The sequence below is a fragment of the Pseudomonas sp. S2_A02 genome (assembly GCF_054668495.1).
Genome location: NZ_CP162776.1, coordinates 3587918 through 3606371, shown reverse-complemented (window position 1 = coordinate 3606371; position 18454 = coordinate 3587918). Strand labels below are relative to the sequence as shown.

The window sequence follows — 18454 nt, the reverse complement described above, 5'->3', positions numbered from 1 at the left end:
CCTGGCTGGCAACGAAAATAAGGCGCGTCAGGTACGACCGTGCGGTAATTAATTATCGGCAGGCCAAAAAAAGACCCGCACACAGACGGGTCTCGAATGGAGTCGGGTGAAGGTTTCAAGTGCCGGATTTTATTTTGGTCCAGGCCCGGGTCCGCGCCCGCTCGGCATCGCGAGGCAATGGTTGCAGGGTGTAGAGCGTGCTCATTGCCGCTTCGGTCGGGTACAGGTTCGGGTTGTTGCGAATCGCCGGGTCGACCATTTCCGTGGCGTCCTTGTTCGGGTTCGGGTAGCCGACGAAATCGCTGACCGGTGCGATGACCTGGGGTTGCAGCAAGTAGTTGATGAAGGTGTAGGCGTCTTCCGGGTTTTTCGCGCCTTTCGGGATGGCGAGCATGTCGAACCAGATCGGCGCGCCTTCTTTGGGCAGGCGCATGTCGACGATCACGCCATTCTTGGCTTCCTTGGCACGGTTGGCGGCCTGGGAGAAGCTGCCGGAGTAACCGACCGCGACGCAGATGTCACCGTTGGCAATGTCGGCCATGTACTTGGACGAATGGAAGTAGGTGATGTACGGGCGAATCTTCATCAGCAGCGCTTCAGCCTTGGCGTAGTCCGCCGGCTTCTTGCTGTTGGGGTCCAGGCCCAGGTGTTGCAGGGCCAGCGGCAGGATCTCGGACGGCGAGTCGAGCAGGGCCACGCCGCACTGCTTGAGCTTGCTGATGTTCTCTTCCTTGAAGATCAGGTCCCAGGTGTCCACCGGTGCGTTGTCGCCCAAAGCCGCCTTGATCTTGTCCGGGTTGAAGCCGATCAGGATGGTCCCGTACATGTATGGCACGGCGAATTTGTTACCCGGGTCGTTGGCTTCGATCAACTTCATCAGCTTCGGATCGAGGTGATTCCAGTTCGGCAGTTTGCTGCGGTCCAGCGGCTGGAACACCCCGGCTTCGATCTGCTTGGCGAGGAACACGTTGGACGGCACCACCACGTCGTAACCGGAGTTGCCGGTCAGCAGCTTGGCCTCCAGCGCTTCATTGGTGTCGAAGATGTCGTAGACCAGTTTGGTCTGGGTGTTTTGGGCTTTGAAGTCTTCCAGCGCTTTGGGGGTGATGTAGTCGAACCAGTTGTACACCCGCAAGGTGCGTTCTTCAGCGTGAACAGCACCATTGAGTAACGTGGCGCATAACACTGTGGGGAAGAGCACCGGCGCGATAAAACGCTTGAGTCGGTTCATTTGTTCTAATTCCTCTGGGCACTTTCAAAACCTTCGAGAACGTTCACGGCATTGATGCCGATTTCTTCCACCGCGTAACCGCCTTCCATCACGAACAGCGTCGGCTTGCCGAGGCCCGCGATGCGCGCGCCCATCGCCAGGTAATCGGGGCTGTCGAGTTTGAATTGGGAGATCGGGTCGTCCTTGAATGTATCCACACCCAGGGACACGACGATGATGTCGGCGCCGTACTTTTCGATCTCTTTGCAGGCCTGCTCCAGCGCCGCGCTCCAACTGTCCCAGCCTGATCCGGCGGGCAAAGGATAGTTGAAGTTGAACCCTTCGCCAGGGCCCTCACCGTGTTCATCTTCGTAGCCGAGGAAGAATGGAAACTCGGCTTCCGGATGGCCGTGGATCGAGGTGAAGAGCACATCGCTGCGCTCGTAGAAAATCGATTGGGTACCGTTACCGTGGTGGTAATCGACATCGAGGATCGCGACCTTTTTGTGGCCTTGATCGAGGAAAGCCTGAGCGGCGATGGCGGCGTTGTTGAGGTAGCAATAACCGCCCATCAAGTCGCTGGCGGCATGGTGCCCGGGTGGACGGCACAGGGCGAAGGCACTGCGCGCTCCACGCTGGATCACCGCTTGAGCCGTGAGGGCAACTTGCGCCGCGCTATACGCCGCTTGCCAGGTGCCGGCGGTAATCGGTGCGCCGCCGTCGAAGCTGTAATAGCCGAGCTGGCCGTGCAGGCTGGTGGGCATGATCCGGCGCAAGGTGCGGGCCGGCCAGGTATAGGGCAGCAAGTCGCCGTCTGTTTTGAGTTCGGTCCAGCGCGCCCAGGCCCCTTTGAAGAAGTCGAGATAGTCGCGGCTATGGATGCGCTCGATCGGCCCGAGGCCGAAATCCTCCGGCGCCTCGACCGGGCCGAGACGGCGGTACTGCACGCGTGCCAACACATGGTCGGCGCGCGAGGGCATTTCGAAGCACGGCATCAATTGCCCGTCCATCAATTCACAACGGCCGTGGTGCAGGTGGTGATCGTCCGAGTAGATCGTCAGCATTCTTGTTCTCCGCAGGCAGATTCGGTTGCATACAGTCTTGCGGCGGGCAGCGTTTGGGAGAACGGCAGGAAAGGCCAAAAGGGGATCGATATGGCCAAAAGATTTGACCGAAATTCGCCCCTTAATGGCACGCCGGCACTTCAACATTGGGCTTGGAAATGCCGAACCTGTGGGAGCGGGCTTGCCCGCGAAAGCGGTGGTCCAGTCAATGGAGATGCGTCGAATGTACTGGCCTCTTCGCGGGCAAGCCCGCTCCCACAGGGGTTATCGGTGTGGCCGGAACTGGCTGGGCGCCACACCACTCCAGCGCACAAACGCATGGCGGAAGCTCGCGGTCTCGCTGAACCCCAACGCCTCGGCAATCCGATAGATCGGCAATTGATCTTCGCAGAGCATTCGCTTGGCCTGCTCGAAGCGCAACTCATCGAGCAGTTCCTGATAGCTGCAACCCAGGCCCTTCAGATGTCGACGCAGAGTGCGCGCCGAGCAGTTCAGCTGTTCCGCCAGCCCATCCAGACCCGGAGCCGCGCTCAGTTGCGCCGCGAGTAGTTGGCGGATACGCCCGAGCCAGGCCTGACGCCCGGTGAATTCGGTGTTTTGCTTGCGGCAACGCTCGGCCATGGCCTGATGCGTAATGGCGTCGGCCAGAGGCAGGGGTTGTTCGAGCCAGTGTTTATCGAAGGCAAAGGCATTGGATACAGCATCGAACTGCAAGGGGCAGTCGAAACGCTCGGCGTAGCGCGCGTGATAGTCCGGCGCCGGGTGTTCGAAGCGGGCGCCGAGCAGAGGCAGAGGGTGGCCGAGCAAGTCTTCGCAGGTGACTTTCATCGAGACCAGGCAAAACTCGACATTGAACGGTGCCAGCGCCGGATTTTCCCGATAGTCGCCGGCAGTGAGCCAGATGCGTTCGCCATCTTCTTCCAGGCTCAACTCGAACAGTGTTCCCAATAGCGCCGGATAGTGCAGCGCCAACCGCAAGGCGTCACCTAAAGTGGCGCTGGTGAGTAAGGCATACCCGAGCATGCCATAGGAAGAAACGTGCATCCGCCGGCCCAACTCCAGGCCGATATCGTGGCGTAACGCGACGGCGTTGGCGCAAACCAGCATCTCTTGGTTGGTGGTAATACGCGTATCCGCCCGGCTCAGATCCGCCGCATTGATGCCGCTGCCGGCCAGCAATGCATCACTCGAAAGGCCTTCGGCCTTGAAGGTGTTGAGCACCAGGGAGACGGCGTTGAGGGTGGTGAGATGGGAGTGGAGCATGGGGGCTTCCCGCGTTGGGCGTGCCGGAATGGGAGCAAGTTATATGCCGGTATGACCCGACCCTGTAGGAGCGAGGCTTGCCCGCGAAGCTTTTGGCGCACTTGAGGACGCCTTCGCGGGCAAGTCTCTCTCCTACAAATTGTTGTGTTGTGTCAGCTGAGTTCGCCGCACAGGTCGAGTTCAACCAGCCGCCGCACTTCAGTGGTCTCAAGCCCTGCACCCAGCAGCCCATGCAACTTGCCAAACGCCGCCTCGCGAGTCATGCCGCCACCGGACAACACACCGGCGTCACGCAAGCGGCTGCCTGCCTCGTACACGTCGAGCTGCACGCCACCTTCATGACATTGCGTCACCGCGACCACCACCACACCTTTGTCCCGCGCCCGTTCCAGGCTGGCGAGAAACTCGGGGTTGTCGCTTGGCCCGGTACCGCTGCCATAACATTCCAGCACCAGACCCTGAATACCACTGTTGAGCAGGCCATCCAGTTGATCGGCACCGATGCCTGGGAACAGCGGCAGCACCGCGACCTTCGCCAGCTGTTTAGGCTGGTTGTAGTTCAGCGGCTCAGGTATCGAAGACGCTTTCACGCCACCACCCTGACGCTCCAGCCGCTTGAACGGATGACGACCGAAGCTGCGCACTTTCGCGCAACGGGTCGGGTCGAGCAGTTCGCCGTGGAAGTACAGATGAACGCCCGGTGCGAGGCCTTGGCCAAGAGCAACCAACGCACCGCTGAGGTTTTCCCAGGCATCGCTGTCGGTCACGCCGGCCGGCAGCATCGAACCGGTGAAGCACACGCGGGCGTGCAGACCGAGCAATTGAAAGCTCATGGCCGCGGCGCTGTAGGCCAGGGTGTCGGTGCCGTGCAGGATCAACACACTGTCGCAGCCCTGCACATCAACGGCATCGACCACCGCTTCACGCAGTTGCTGCCAGTAGGCGGGCGTCATGTTGGCGCTGTCGATCAGCGGCGACATCTCGCGAAAGCGCCACTGCGGTACCACCAGTTCGGGTTGGCTGTGCAGATACTCGCGCATCTGCGCTTCGAAACCGGACGCCGGGGCCAGGCCGTGAGCACTGGCTTGCATGCCGATGGTGCCACCGGTGTACAGCACCATGACGTGCTGGGCAGCAGGAAAAGTCGAAGGGTTCATGGAGGTTCTCCGAAAACGATGTGGGAGCGACGGTGCGACGATTCGACCTGCTCGCGATGGACCGGGGTCGCGCTCGACTGATGTGGTCTCAAGCTCGAACCAAAACGGCAGCATCAAAAAAGCTGCCACAACATACGACCGAGCATGACGCCGGTCGCAAGCTGTGTCACGCCGGGCGCAGGGGATGCGCCCGGTTTTTTACCGATCAGCGTTGCGCTGCGGTCACGCCTTGCGGCTCGGCTGCGGCCGTAGGAGCGGCGGCTGGCGGATTGGCTGGCCAGGCTTTCAGGTCCAGGTCCAGATCCGGGAACTTGCTCGAATCGAACACTGGGGTCTTGATGCCGGCAGCACGCTGGTCATCGTAGTCACGCAGGATGCGCATGCCGACCTTGAACAGCAGGAACAGCGCAATCAGGTTCACGAACGCCAGCAGGGTCATGGTGATGTCGGCGAACGCGAACACTGTGCTGAGGTTTTCGATGGCACCCCAGAAGATCAGTACCAGTACCAGCGCGCGATAGGCGATCAGTGCCTTGCGGTTTTCGCCGATCATGAAGCGCAGGTTGTTCTCGCCCAGATAGTAGTTGTAGAGAATCGAGGTGAATACGAACAGCGCCAGAGCCACGGAGATGAACATCCGACCCCACTCACCGACTACGGCAGCCAGGGAGTTCTGGGTCAGGGCAATGCCGTCGCCTTCGAAGCCCGGGGTGTAGAAGCCCGACAGCAGGATCAGCAACGCGGTGCAGGTGCAGATCACGAAGGTGTCGAGGAACACGCTGAACGCCTGAACCACACCTTGCGAAACCGGATGCTCGACCGAGGCCACAGCGGCGACGTTCGGCGCACTGCCCAGGCCTGCTTCGTTGGCGAACACGCCGCGCTTCACGCCCATGACGATGGCGCTGCCGATCAGGCCGCCGAACGCCTGGTCCAGACCGAAGGCGCTTTTGACGATGGTCATCAACATGCCCGGAACGTGGTCGAACTGCAGCACGATCACGTAGATGGTCACGCCGATGTACACCAGGGTTTTCACTGGTACCAGCAGGTCAGCGACCTTGGCAATCCGCTTGATACCGCCGATGAACACCAGACCCAGCAATACCGCCAGGCCCAGCCCGGTGTATGTGGTGTCGAGGCCGAAGGCATTGTTCAGCGAGTGGGTTACGGCGTGGGCTTGCAGGCCGTTGAAGGCAAAGCCAAAGGTGATCAGCAGCAGGAACGCCATGATCATCCCCAGCCAGCGTTTCTGCAGGCCGTGCTGAATGTAAAAGGATGGGCCGCCGCGGAACTGACCTTCGGAGTCGCAGCGCTTATAGAGCTGGCCGAGGGAGCATTCGAAGAAGCTGCTGGACATGCCGACCAGCGCGGTCACCCACATCCAGAACACCGCACCGGGGCCACCAAGGGTCACGGCAATACCGACACCGGCGATGTTACCCGCACCGACGCGGCCGGCGAGGCTGAGCATCAGGGCCTGGAATGAGCTGAGCTGGCCAGCGCTGCTTTTCAGGCTGTCACGGAAGACCGCGAACATGTGAAAGAAATGGCGGAACTGAACGAAACGCGAGCGGATCGTGAAGTAGCTACCGAGCCCGACAATGAGCACGATCAGTACTTTCCCTGAGAGGAAGTCGTTGATGACTTCGAGCATGGATTTTTCCTCGCTGTTTTTTGTGGGTGCAGATGCTGGAGGGTCCGACATATTGCGTTACACCCGCTTGCGCGTGGCTCAGCAGGTGGATCGACGTTCGTTCCGGTTCCATATCGCGGGATTGTTATTAGTTCGGGTTTCGCATGGGTTTGGGCTCGTTAACGACGAGCACTCACGCGAAGAGGGCCGGCACTATACATAAGGAGAGTGCCGTCCGTCTGCACGATTGTGGTGCAAGCGACGAAACGAGAGCGCTGCAAAATAAAAAAATTGCAGCCTTCGGCAGCTTCTACAGAGGGTCTCAAACCCCGGGGAAGCTGACGAAGGCTGCGATCTTGGTGGCACTTAAAACATTCAACATGTTCGGAAAATCCGCGAGAGGGTTAAAAAAAAGGGCTTGAGGGAATAAATCCCCAAGCCCTCAAAAGGTGAGAGGTGTCTAGTCCCTCGACCTGGTGAGCGTGGCTCTTCAAAAGAGCCTGCGTTTGGTTAAGCCTTCAGAGGCACCAGACGCGGAGCAATCATGTTTTCCGGGCGCAGGATGTCGGCGAGCATTTCGTCGTCGAGCAAGCCTTCTTCGCGCACCAGTTCCAGCACGCCGCGGCCGCTTTCGAGGGCGATACGGGCGATGCGGGTGGCGTTTTCATAGCCGATGTACGGGTTCAGCGCGGTGACCAGGCCAATCGAATGCTCGACCAGTTCACGGCAGCGCTCTTCGTTGGCGGTGATGCCGACGATGCAGTGTTCGCGCAGCATGTCCATGGCGCGTTGCAGCAGGCGGATCGAGTCGAAGATCTTGAAGGCGATCAGCGGTTCCATCACGTTCAGTTGCAGCTGACCGCCCTCGGCAGCGATGGTCAGTGCCAGGTCGTTGCCGATGATCTGGAAAGCAACCTGGTTCACGGCTTCCGGGATAACCGGGTTGACCTTGCCTGGCATGATCGAACTGCCTGGTTGACGTGCTGGCAGGTTGATTTCGTTGATGCCGGTGCGTGGGCCGCTGGACAGCAGACGCAGGTCGTTGCAGATTTTCGACAGCTTGACTGCGGTGCGCTTGAGCATGCCGGAGAACAGCACGAAGGCGCCCATGTCGGAGGTGGCCTCGATCAGGTCGGCGGCCGGCACCAGCGGTTGACCGCTGATCGTTGCCAGACGCTGAACGGCCAGTGCTTGATAACGCGGGTCGGCGTTGATGCCGGTACCAATCGCGGTGCCGCCCAGGTTCACTTCGGTCAGCAGTTCAGGCGCCAGGGTTTTCAGACGCGCCAGGTCTTCGCTCAGGGTGGTGGCGAAGGCGCGGAATTCCTGGCCCAGGGTCATCGGCACGGCGTCTTGCAGTTGGGTACGACCCATCTTCAGAACGTGGCTGAATTCTTCACCTTTGGCGGCGAACGACTGGATCAGGCTGTCGAGGCTGGCCAGCAGCGCGTCGTGACCCAGCAGCAGACCCAGACGGATCGCGGTCGGGTAGGCGTCGTTGGTCGACTGCGCCATGTTCACGTCGTTGTTCGGATGCAGGTACTGATATTCGCCTTTGCTGTGGCCCATGGCCTCCAGCGCGATGTTGGCGATGACTTCGTTGGCATTCATGTTGGTTGAAGTGCCAGCGCCGCCTTGAATCATGTCTACCACGAATTCTTCGTGGAAATCACCGCGGATCAATCGGGCACAGGCTTCGCTGATGGCAGCGTGCTTGGCGTCGCTCAGGTGACCCAGCTCGCGGTTGGCGTCAGCGGCGGCCTGTTTGACCATCGCCAGACCGACAACCAGTTTCGGGTAATGCGAAATCGGAACGCCGGAGAGGCGGAAGTTGTTCACCGCTCGCAGGGTCTGGATACCGTAATACGCTTGAGCAGGTACTTCGAGTACGCCAAGCAGGTCTTTTTCTGTGCGGAAAGATGCAGCGGAGGACATGATAGAAATCATCTCGATAGGGACCCGGTCTGTGCCGGAACACTGCAAATGCTAGGCTGGTGAACTATTTTGGGCCAATGCTGTTAAACACTAGCCTATGCACATTCGGCATAATGCCCGTGTGACGCCGCGTGTACCGCGAGCGTGTGACCTAAATTGGTGCGTGTCCGGGAGGGCGTGATGAATCTGGAAAGTAAATGGCTTGAAGACTTCAGTGCTCTGGCCGCCACCCGTAGCTTCTCCCAAGCGGCTGAACGACGCTTCGTGACCCAGCCTGCATTCAGCCGGCGGATCCGCAGCCTCGAAGCCGCGCTGGGGCTGACACTGGTCAATCGCTCCCGCACACCCGTCGAGTTGACAGCGGCGGGTCAGCTGTTTCTCGTTACTGCGCGTACTGTGGTCGAACAATTGGGTGAAGTGTTGCGCCATCTTCATCACCTGGAAGGCGGGCAGGGCGAGGTGATACAAATCGCTGCCGCTCACTCCCTGGCGTTGGGTTTTTTCCCGCGCTGGATCGCACAATTGCGCAACGAAGGATTGAATATAGCCACGCGGCTGGTGGCCACCAACGTCGGCGATGCGGTGCATGCGCTGCGTGAAGGCGGATGTGATGTGATGCTGGCGTTCTATGACCCGGACTCGGCGATGCAAATGGACCCGGAGATTTTCCCGTCACTGCATCTGGGCGATACTGAAATGCTCCCGGTCTGTGCGGCCGATGCCGACGGCAAGCCGTTGTTCGACCTGGAAGGCGAAACCAGCGTGCCTTTGCTGGCCTATAGCGCCGGGGCATTTCTCGGGCGTTCTGTGAATTTGCTTTTACGTCAGCGAGCGCTGCGATTCACCACCATTTATGAAACCGCCATGGCCGACAGCCTGAAAAGCATGGCGCTGGAAGGGCTGGGTATCGCCTGGGTGCCGCAGCTAAGCGTGCGCGCCGAACTGGCGCGCGGTGAATTGGTGGTCTGCGGCGGCCCGCAATGGCATGTGCCGCTTGAGATTCGTCTGTATCGCTGCGCGCTGGTGCGCAAGGCGAATGTGCGGTTGCTGTGGCGCAAACTTGAAGGTGGGGCGGCGGGTTCTGCGTCCTGAATGACCGAAGGGAAAACCGAGGCTTTCGCTATGTCGGGCATCTTTGGCTATTTCAAGGGAATCTGCTGAGATGGTTGCGAATGTTTTCCCGGTTTTTTTCGCTGAAGTGGTAGTCATTCCCTCGGAAAGCGGAGCCAACATAGTCAACGGACATTATTGAGTCGTTCCACCAGCCGTTATAGACGACCTCGGAGTCTTCGTGTGTCGCGCGGAACATATGGCCAATTTCGTGTGCAGGGACTCTATAACTACTGATTGATGCCATTCCTACCCGACCGCCAACGTCCGCCGCCCCAGCATAACTGCTGTTTATGCTGTGACGGGTCAACAACAGGAATTTATCGAGATCATAATTATAAGGTCGGGTCTTCTCCACTGGCGCAATGACCGCCTTGTCGATGCGTTCCCACCAGCCGTCCACCGCTGCTTCAAGGCTATCGTTCTGATAAGGATAATCGGTAACTCCTGGCTCATTCGATTTGAACAAGATCAGCACTCCTCGTCCGGAAATATCCTCGAGTTCGGTTTTTAGCCAGGCAAAATAATCACTGTAAATTTTTTTCTCGTCATATTCCGCAAGATCGTCGTGTAGAAAAACCATTATAAGAATCGGCTTTTTCGATGAGAGTGTTTGTTTGTTGTTACTGTTCGAGTCTGTCATATGAATATCCTTTTCAAGGTTTTACTTAAATGTTTAGTGGTTTGTCGGCAAGTTTAGAGTGTTCTCGGGGCTACATTCTCAGTCGGTCGTCTTGCCAGTGGCGGCCCATCAGCGAATAGCTATGGAGCGTCACTCAGGAACGACTTGATGAGTTCCCGATTACCGTCACTATAGCGATAGCAGTTGGACAGTCCGGGAGTAACATCGCGCATAAAGGTTTCACACCACCAACCGTTATATTGAACCTCGGAAAGTTCATGGTTAGCGGTAAGCATATGTCCTAGTTCATGGCCGACTATTTGTTTTCCAATCAGTGACGCGATACCGAACTGTTGCCCAAGGCTCGCGACCCCCAGAACTTTATTGTCGATTGCATTATTGGTCAACAGCAGGAATTTTGTGATTCTGTTGTAGGGGAGGTTATTGTCGTCGCGATAGTTTCGGGCAAGCGTTTCCCATCCGCGATAGGATATGTCACTGGCAGCCTTGTAGGAATAATTCGTATAAGGAGGCATATTACGTATGAACTCTACGGAAACGCGCCGGCCTGTCACTGCTGTGACTTCTTTGATCCAATCGAGAAAATAACTATGGAAAATCGAGTCGATGGCCGACTCGGGAATGTCATCATGAACAAATGCAAAAACAAAAATAGGCCGTTTTTCCATGGTTATGGTACTAAAACCTTTAGGGGTCATGAGCGTTTCCGAGTTGGCAGCAGGCCAAGGTCTATCCATGACTGTCGTTGCATGGCTCATTTGAGTTGTTAATTGAAAAATTGTTAAGAAGAGCATGAATCTTATTAGTTTGGACATGTAGAAAATCTCACATTTAATGCGTCGATAGCGGCATTGTTGTTTTTCAGGTGTAGTTTGATGTAGTTGAATGAGGGAGCAGTTTTCTGCGTTGGGGTATATTAATAATGCATGGCGATTTATTTGTAATTGCCAGTTGTATTTCAGATGATGTTTTGTTCAAGGTTTTTTTGTGAGGTAATTGGATGCAGAGTGGCTGACTTTTGAGTCAATAAAACCATCCGCTTATGATCGGCACCCGTCGTATGACAGATGGTCGTCATAGGGGCTGTTTATCCGCTTCATTGAGGTATACTGCGCGGCCTTTGGCCGGTTCGCCCGGCCTTAAATTCGTACAATCAAGCCACGCCGGATTTCCTGCGTGGCTTGTTGTTTTTTGACGCGCCTGCGGGCGCCCAGAGAGAAGAGGCACGACGATGAGCGCACTGGTTGGCGTGATCATGGGCTCCAAGTCCGATTGGTCCACCCTTAGCCACACCGCCGATATGCTGGAAAAGCTCGGCATCCCTTACGAGGTGAAAGTGGTCTCTGCCCACCGCACCCCGGACCTGCTGTTCCAGTACGCCGAAGAGGCCGAGGCCCGTGGCATCGAGGTGATTATCGCCGGTGCCGGTGGCGCGGCCCACCTGCCAGGCATGTGTGCGGCCAAGACCCACCTGCCGGTGCTGGGCGTACCGGTGCAGTCGTCGATGCTCTCGGGCGTCGATTCTCTGCTCTCTATCGTGCAGATGCCCGCAGGCATTCCGGTCGCCACTCTGGCCATCGGCAAGGCCGGCGCGATCAACGCAGCGCTGCTCTCGGCGAGTATCCTCGGCGCCAAGCATCCGCAATTTCATACCGTGTTGAAGAAATTCCGCGCTGAGCAGACAGACAGCGTCCTGGACAATCCAGACCCACGCATCGCCTGAGGTTGTTGACGATGAAGATCGGTGTAATCGGTGGCGGCCAATTGGGTCGCATGTTGGCACTGGCGGGCACTCCGCTGGGCATGAACTTCGCTTTCCTGGACCCGGCGCCGGATGCTTGCGCAGCTGCATTGGGCGAGCACCTGCGGGCCGATTACGGCGATCAGGATCACCTGCGTCAGTTGGCCGATGAAGTCGATCTGGTGACCTTCGAGTTCGAAAGCGTCCCGGCCGAAACCGTGGCCTTCCTGTCGCAATTCGTCCCGGTGTACCCGAGTGCCGAAGCGCTGCGCATCGCTCGCGATCGCTGGTTCGAAAAGAGCATGTTCAAGGATCTGGGGATTCCGACTCCCGCGTTCGCCGACATCCAGTCGCAAGCTGATCTGGACGCCGCCGTGGCTTCCATCGGTCTGCCGGCCGTGCTTAAAACCCGCACCCTGGGTTACGACGGCAAGGGCCAGAAAGTCCTGCGCAAACCTGAAGACGTAGTCGGCACTTTTGCCGAGCTTGGCAGCGTCGCCTGCTTGCTGGAAGGCTTCGTGCCATTCACTGGCGAAGTCTCGCTGATTGCTGTGCGTGCTCGCGATGGCGAAACCAAGTTCTATCCACTGGTTCATAACACCCACGACAGCGGCATTCTCAAGCTGTCTGTGGCCAGCACCGATCACCCGCTGCAAGCGTTGGCTGAAGATTACTCCAGTCGCGTACTCAAGCAGCTGGAGTACGTCGGCGTGATGGCGTTCGAGTTCTTTGAAGTCGACGGCGGCCTCAAGGCCAATGAAATCGCCCCGCGCGTGCACAACTCCGGGCACTGGACCACCGAAGGCGCCGAGTGCAGCCAGTTCGAAAACCACCTGCGGGCCGTCGCCGGTCTGCCGCTGGGTTCGACGGCCAAGGTCGGCGAGAGCGCGATGCTCAACTTCATCGGTGTCGTGCCGCCAGTAGAGAAAGTGATCGCGATCGACGACTGCCATTTGCATCACTACGGCAAGGCTTTCAAGGTCGGCCGCAAGGTCGGTCACGCCAATCTGCGCTGTGCAGACCGTGAGACGTTGGCTGCGCAGATCCTCAAGGTCGAAGCGCTCATTGCCGAATAGTTTCATGTGGCAGCGGCGGAACCTTCAGGGGCCGCCGTTCTCTGATGGCAGGATGCCAAAGTCTGTCTAGGCTATAGCCAACTCAATCAGAGGGAAATGCCATGGGAATTATCGGAACCATCTTTATCGGTTTGATCGTCGGCCTGCTGGCTCGGTTTTTGAAACCGGGCGATGACAGCATGGGCTGGATCATGACCATCCTGCTCGGTATCGGCGGTTCGCTGGCGGCTACTTATGGCGGCCAGGCCCTGGGCATTTACCACGCTGGCGAAGGCGCAGGTTTCATCGGTGCGCTGGTGGGCGCGGTGGTATTGCTGGTGATCTACGGTCTGATCAAAAAAAACAGCTGATTGAAGTGATAAAGCCCTCTCTGCGTCCTCGCTGGAGAGGGCTAGAATGCTCGGCATTGCCATCGTCACATTGTCCTATCCTTTGCCGAGCACTTTCATGCGCCGTCTTCTGTTGACTCTTCTCTTCCTGGGCAGTGGTTTGGCCCATGCCGGCGAACTGCCGGAAACCGACTGGCTCGAACTGATGCCCAAGTCGGACCAGAAAGCCCTCGAGGCCATGCCCGAAATCGATCACAACTCCCCGGAAGCCAATGGCACCTTTACCCAAAAGGGTGGCATGAAGCAGAGCAAGGGCTTGCCGGCGGTGATGTACTCGACCAAAACCGTGCCGTCGATGAACGACAAACACATCCGCATCGGTGGTTATCCGGTACCGCTGGAATCCGACGCCAAGGGCCGTAGCACGTTGTTCTTCCTTGTGCCGTACCCGGGCGCTTGCATCCACGTGCCGCCACCGCCACCTAACCAGTTGGTGCTGGTGCGTTATCCAAAAGGCTTGAAGCTGAATGACATCTATACACCGCTATGGGTGACCGGCACGCTGAAGATCGAAACGGTCAACAACGACCTGGCGGACGCGGCCTATGCGCTGGATGCAGCGCAGGTGCGGGTGGTTAAAGAGTCGGATTTGTAGGCATACAAATGTGGGAGCGAACCTGCTCGCGATGGCGGTTTAACAGTCAACATTGATGTTGGATGTTATGGCCTAATCGCGAGCAGGCTCGCTCCCACATTGATTTGGTGGTGTTGCTTATAGAGGTTTGCTACCGATGCTCACGCCCAGGGTATGACTCGCCCCCGGTGCCAGCGTCACCACATCACCCAACACATTCGCCGTTTCAATGCACAGCATGCGCTGCCAGCCATCGTCGGCCATGTCGCTGAACGCTGCGGCGCGGTCGATCCAGGGGTTCCAGATCACCGCAGAGCGCGAACCGCTGCTGGTCAGTTCGATGCGTCGTTCCCAGTGCGGGTCAACGATGCTCAGCTTCGGCGGGGTATTGAGATAGATGCGGTCGGTCTCGCCGGTAAAACGCAGATCACCGGTCTGGGTGACGGTTTTCCAGTCGTCCAGGGTTTCGATATAGCTCAAGCCATCCAGCCCTTCAACGTGCACGTTGCGCACATCGCTGACCGCGAAATAGCTGTGCAATGCCTGGCTGATCGTGACGTGTTCGGCGCCCTTGTTTACGCTCGTCAGGCTGATGTGCAACTGCTCATCCAGACGAATGCTCAGTTTCAAGTCCACCTGATGTGGCCATCCCGGCAGACCGTCTTCGGGGTAGGGCAGGATGAATTCCACCTTCAGGCTTTCGCCCTCGGTTTCGATGCCACCCAGTTCCCAGTCCATCGCCCGCACCAGCCCGTGGGCGGTTGGCGGTTCCTGGCTGACGCGCATGGCCTGGACGCTCTGCGGGTTGCGCGACAGGTTACCGAACCATGGCCAGCACACCGGCACACCGGCGCGGATGCTTTTGCCGGCCTTGAACACCGCCTCGTCGTTGAGCCAGATAAGTGGCGGCTCGCCGGCCAGTTGATAGCTGAGAATGTGCGCGCCTTGTTGGGCCACCAGCAATTCGGCCTGACCGTGGCGGATGCGCCAGCAGTTCAGTTCATCCAGTTTCACGGCTTCAACGTTGGGCGTGCTCATGGGGCAACTCTCGATCAGGAACAGGACTGCAATGGACCGCAAAACGGTCGCCGGGTTTAACGCCCACTTTTTTTACGGACTCTGGTTTTTACCAGCTCCGGTTCAACGAGCTCTGGGCGGAACCGAGCGAGTGCGGCCGCTGCCGTCGATGGCGACGAACACGAAGACGGCTTCGGTCACTTTACGCCATTCGCTGGACAGTGGATCGTCGCTCCAGACTTCGACCATCATCTGAATCGAGCTGCGGCCGATTTCCAGGGCCTGGGTATAAAAGGACAGCTGAGCACCCACCGCCACCGGCACCAGGAACGCCATGCGATCGATCGCAACGGTGGCTACGCGACCACCGGCAACCTTGCTGGCCATAGCGGTACCGGCCAAATCCATCTGCGCCACCAACCAGCCGCCGAAAATATCGCCAAAGCCATTGGTTTCACGCGGAAGCGCGGTGATTTGCAGGGCCAGGTCGCCTTGCGGGATTGGATCTTCTTGTTCGAGCTCTATCATGCCGGGGGTGCCTCTGACCCGTGACTCTTCATATATGTAGCGGGTGAATAGCCGTCTTACGGCTCCGCGTGCAAAGTGCCTGCGCTCGGTCATGCTGCGTTAAAAACAGGCTCGGACGCTCATTTACAGCAGTAAACTCAGCGTCCTCGCCTGTTTTTGCCTTGCCTGACCTTCACTCGGCGACTTTGCACACTGGAGCCTTGGAAAAACGATTCAGCCCCGAACATACTACGTTCGTCACGTTTTTCGTAAGGCGCCTAAAGGGAAACTCTGCGAAATCGGCTGACAGGTGCCAACGACGGTTTCGCACAGCAACCCCTTACAAGCCGTTGCAATGTTACGAGTATATCGATCGGTTGACTCCGAGACGACCATCCGGTTCTCATTTTGACCGTCAAATACGTGCCTCTATGTGCTTTTTCGAACAATTTGCTATCGTGCCGAACCTGCCCAAGCCTCTGCCAGCGTTGTTGAGGTTGCAGATCCGACTATAAGAGAAGCCCTTGCCATGACCACAGCGCCCTCGAGCATCGCGCATCCCAATCAATCTGCACGCCCGCTGACCCGCAACGACTATAAGACGTTATCGCTGTCTGCCTTGGGCGGCGCGCTGGAGTTTTACGACTTCATCATCTTTGTGTTCTTCGCCACGGTGGTCGGCAAACTGTTCTTCCCTGCCGATATGCCCGAGTGGCTGCGCCTGATGCAGACGTTCGGCATCTTCGCCGCTGGCTATCTGGCGCGGCCGCTGGGCGGCATCGTCATGGCGCACTTCGGTGATCTGCTGGGGCGCAAGAAGATGTTCACCTTGAGCATTTTCATGATGGCAGTGCCGACCCTGATCATGGGCTTGCTGCCGACTTATGCGCAGATCGGTATGTGGGCGCCGATCCTGTTGCTGCTGATGCGGGTGATCCAGGGCGCGGCGATTGGCGGTGAAGTGCCCGGGGCTTGGGTATTCGTTTCCGAACACGTGCCGCAGCGGCACATCGGTTATGCCTGCGGCACACTGACCTGCGGTCTGACCGCCGGTATTCTTTTGGGCTCGTTGGTCGCCACCGCGATCAACAGCATTTACACGCCGATTGAAGTCGCGGATTACGCCTGGCGGATCCCGTTCCTGCTGGGCGGTGTGTTTGGCCTGTTCTCGGTCTACCTGCGCCGCTGGCTCCACGAAACCCCGGTGTTCGCCGAATTGCAATTGCGCAAAGCGCTGGCCGAAGAAGTGCCACTGCGTGCCGTGTTACGTGACCATCGCGGTGCGATTCTGATTTCCATGCTGCTGACCTGGCTGCTGTCCGCCGGCATCATCGTGATCATTCTCATGACCCCAACCGTGCTGCAGACCGTCTACCACTTCGCGCCGACCACCGCGTTGCAAGCCAACAGCCTGGCCATCGTGTTCCTGAGCCTGGGCTGTGTGGCCTCCGGTGCATTGGCTGACCGCTTCGGCGCCGGCCGGGTATTCGTGTTCGGTAGCGCCGCGCTGCTGATCAGTTCGTGGACGTTCTATCACAGCCTGTTCAACCATCCCGAGTGGCTGTTCCCGATGTATGCCCTGACCGGTTTGCTGGTCGGCACTATCGGTGCGGTGCCGTACGTGATGGTCAAAGCCTTCCCGGCGGTGGTGCGGTTCAGTGGGTTGTCGTTTTCCTACAACCTGGCTTACGCGATTTTCGGTGGCCTGACGCCGATGGTGGTGACGTTGCTGCTGAAGGAAAGCCCGCTGGGGCCTGCCTATTATGTGGCGATTATTTGTGGTGTCGGGATTCTTGTGGGTGGATATCTCTGGAAGAAGGGGCGATAGGCCGACGCTTTCATCGAGTGTACTGACCCCATCGCGAGCAGGCTCGCTCCCACATTGGTTCTGTATTCACCGCAGACCCCCTGTGGGAGCGAGCCTGCTCGCGATGAAGGCAACGCGAATCATCTTGTAAAACCAAATGCTGGCCTTTCATCCAATTGTCATATTTCAGCCATAGAGTGTTCACACGGCCTGCTGATACTTGGCCCCGACTTAACACACCTATCTGCTAGGAGTAAGGCATGAAACTGAAGCGTTTGATGGCGGCAATGACTTTTGTCGCTGCTGGCGTTGCGACTGCCAACGCGGTTGCCGCTGTTGACCCGTCGATCCCGAGCTACACCAAGACCACTGGTGTGTCGGGCAACCTGTCCAGCGTCGGCTCCGATACCCTGGCCAACCTCATGACTCTGTGGGCTGAGAATTACAAAAAAGAATACCCGAACGTAAACATCCAGATTCAGGCCGCTGGCTCCGCCACTGCGCCACCTGCGTTGACTGAAGGCACCTCTAACCTGGGCCCGATGAGCCGCAAGATGAAGGACACCGAACTGGCTGCCTTCGAGCAGAAGTACGGCTACAAGCCAACCGCTATCCCGGTTGCCGTCGACGCCCTGGCTGTCTTCGTGCACAAAGACAACCCGATCCAGCACCTGACCATGGAACAGGTCGACGCGATCTTCTCCTCGACGCGTCTGTGCGGCGCCAAAGCTGACGTGAAAACCTGGGGCGACCTGGGTGTGACCGGCGACCTGGCCAACAAGCCAGTGCAACTGTTCGGTCGTAACTCGGTATCCGGCACTTATGGCTACTTCAAGGAAGAAGCCCTGTGCAAAGGCGACTACAAGCCAAACGTGAACGAACAACCAGGCTCGGCTTCGGTCGTGCAGTCGATCAGCTCCTCGCTGAACGGTGTGGGTTACTCGGGCATCGGCTATAAGACCGCCAGCGTGAAAACCGTGGCCCTGGCCAAGAAAGGCACCACTGAGTTCATCGAAGACACCGAAGAGAACGCCCTGAACGGCAAGTATCCGCTGTCGCGTTTCCTCTACGTATACGTCAACAAGGCCCCGAACAAGCCTCTGGCCCCGCTGGAAGCCGAGTTCGTGAAACTGATTCTGTCCAAACAGGGTCAGGAAGTGGTTGTGAAAGACGGCTACATCCCGCTGCCAGCCAAGGTTGCTGCAAAAGCACTGGCTGACCTGGGTCTGCAAGAAGGCGCCAACGTCGCAAAAAAGTAAAACCCTAGGTCTGGGGTAAACCCGGACCTGTGTAGGAACTGTCGAGGGAACCGAGGCTGCGATCTT

At 58.1% G+C, this 18454-nt stretch carries 17 protein-coding genes; 7 read left to right on the top strand and 10 right to left on the bottom strand.

What is annotated here, in order from left to right; translation table 11 throughout:
- Positions 1–115: 115 nt before the first annotated feature.
- The 6 genes from AB4O41_RS16375 to aspA all read right to left on the bottom strand — a co-directional run bounded on the left by AB4O41_RS16375 (position 116) and on the right by aspA (position 8265).
- Entirely contained in the window at positions 116–1231 is a 1116-nt protein-coding gene (locus AB4O41_RS16375; RefSeq protein WP_460143938.1) for a polyamine ABC transporter substrate-binding protein, read from the bottom strand.
- A 5-nt stretch (positions 1232–1236) separates the two neighbouring features.
- Positions 1237–2274, bottom strand: coding sequence for a histone deacetylase family protein (locus AB4O41_RS16370; RefSeq protein ID WP_460143937.1), 1038 nt, complete (start codon positions 2272–2274; stop codon positions 1237–1239).
- Between the two features lie 264 nt (positions 2275–2538).
- Positions 2539–3537 carry an AraC family transcriptional regulator gene (locus AB4O41_RS16365; RefSeq protein ID WP_460143936.1) on the bottom strand — a complete coding sequence of 333 codons (999 nt, stop codon included), beginning with the start codon at positions 3535–3537 and terminating at the stop codon, positions 2539–2541.
- A gap of 152 nt (positions 3538–3689) precedes the next feature.
- Complete coding sequence (locus tag AB4O41_RS16360; protein WP_460143935.1) at positions 3690–4694, bottom strand: asparaginase; 1005 nt, start codon at positions 4692–4694, stop codon at positions 3690–3692.
- 205 nt (positions 4695–4899) lie between these two features.
- Positions 4900–6351: an alanine/glycine:cation symporter family protein gene (locus AB4O41_RS16355; RefSeq protein WP_367373616.1), complete on the bottom strand. Its 1452-nt coding sequence runs from the start codon at positions 6349–6351 to the stop codon at positions 4900–4902.
- A gap of 489 nt (positions 6352–6840) precedes the next feature.
- Positions 6841–8265, bottom strand: a complete 1425-nt coding sequence (gene aspA, locus AB4O41_RS16350) for an aspartate ammonia-lyase (protein ID WP_460143934.1) — start codon at positions 8263–8265, stop codon at positions 6841–6843.
- Positions 8266–8445: 180 nt separating this feature from the next.
- On the opposite strand from aspA, the gene AB4O41_RS16345 reads away from it, so the two are divergent.
- The gene (locus AB4O41_RS16345; RefSeq protein WP_460143933.1) at positions 8446–9357 is read left to right on the top strand and encodes a LysR substrate-binding domain-containing protein; all 912 of its coding nucleotides are present in this window, start codon (positions 8446–8448) and stop codon (positions 9355–9357) included.
- A gap of 52 nt (positions 9358–9409) precedes the next feature.
- On the opposite strand, the gene AB4O41_RS16340 is transcribed toward AB4O41_RS16345, so the two are convergent.
- Positions 9410–10018: a zinc metalloprotease gene (locus AB4O41_RS16340; protein ID WP_460143932.1), complete on the bottom strand. Its 609-nt coding sequence runs from the start codon at positions 10016–10018 to the stop codon at positions 9410–9412.
- Positions 10019–10137: 119 nt separating this feature from the next.
- The gene (locus AB4O41_RS16335) at positions 10138–10833 is read right to left on the bottom strand and encodes a hypothetical protein (RefSeq protein ID WP_460143931.1); all 696 of its coding nucleotides are present in this window, start codon (positions 10831–10833) and stop codon (positions 10138–10140) included.
- A gap of 416 nt (positions 10834–11249) precedes the next feature.
- On the opposite strand from AB4O41_RS16335, the gene purE reads away from it, so the two are divergent.
- From purE to AB4O41_RS16315, 4 genes are all read left to right on the top strand, one after another.
- Positions 11250–11741, top strand: coding sequence for a 5-(carboxyamino)imidazole ribonucleotide mutase (purE, locus tag AB4O41_RS16330; protein WP_003196369.1), 492 nt, complete (start codon positions 11250–11252; stop codon positions 11739–11741).
- A gap of 11 nt (positions 11742–11752) precedes the next feature.
- Positions 11753–12835 (top strand): 5-(carboxyamino)imidazole ribonucleotide synthase, encoded by a 1083-nt coding sequence (locus AB4O41_RS16325; RefSeq protein ID WP_460143930.1) that lies wholly within the window; start codon positions 11753–11755, stop codon positions 12833–12835.
- A 101-nt stretch (positions 12836–12936) separates the two neighbouring features.
- Complete coding sequence (locus AB4O41_RS16320; protein WP_460143929.1) at positions 12937–13185, top strand: GlsB/YeaQ/YmgE family stress response membrane protein; 249 nt, start codon at positions 12937–12939, stop codon at positions 13183–13185.
- A 97-nt stretch (positions 13186–13282) separates the two neighbouring features.
- A complete protein-coding gene (locus AB4O41_RS16315; RefSeq protein ID WP_030132475.1) occupies positions 13283–13819 on the top strand; it encodes a DUF3299 domain-containing protein in 537 nt (178 codons plus the stop codon).
- A gap of 117 nt (positions 13820–13936) precedes the next feature.
- On the opposite strand, the gene AB4O41_RS16310 is transcribed toward AB4O41_RS16315, so the two are convergent.
- Both AB4O41_RS16310 and AB4O41_RS16305 read right to left on the bottom strand, forming a co-directional pair.
- Positions 13937–14836: a D-hexose-6-phosphate mutarotase gene (locus AB4O41_RS16310; protein WP_460143928.1), complete on the bottom strand. Its 900-nt coding sequence runs from the start codon at positions 14834–14836 to the stop codon at positions 13937–13939.
- Positions 14837–14938: 102 nt separating this feature from the next.
- Entirely contained in the window at positions 14939–15343 is a 405-nt protein-coding gene (locus tag AB4O41_RS16305; RefSeq protein ID WP_007896491.1) for an acyl-CoA thioesterase, read from the bottom strand.
- Between the two features lie 508 nt (positions 15344–15851).
- Here AB4O41_RS16305 and AB4O41_RS16300 point away from each other — a divergent pair.
- Together AB4O41_RS16300 and AB4O41_RS16295 are read left to right on the top strand one after the other, a co-directional pair.
- Positions 15852–17150: an MFS transporter gene (locus tag AB4O41_RS16300; protein WP_460143927.1), complete on the top strand. Its 1299-nt coding sequence runs from the start codon at positions 15852–15854 to the stop codon at positions 17148–17150.
- Positions 17151–17389: 239 nt separating this feature from the next.
- Positions 17390–18388, top strand: a complete 999-nt coding sequence (locus tag AB4O41_RS16295; protein WP_460143926.1) for a phosphate ABC transporter substrate-binding protein PstS family protein — start codon at positions 17390–17392, stop codon at positions 18386–18388.
- Positions 18389–18454 lie beyond the last annotated feature (66 nt).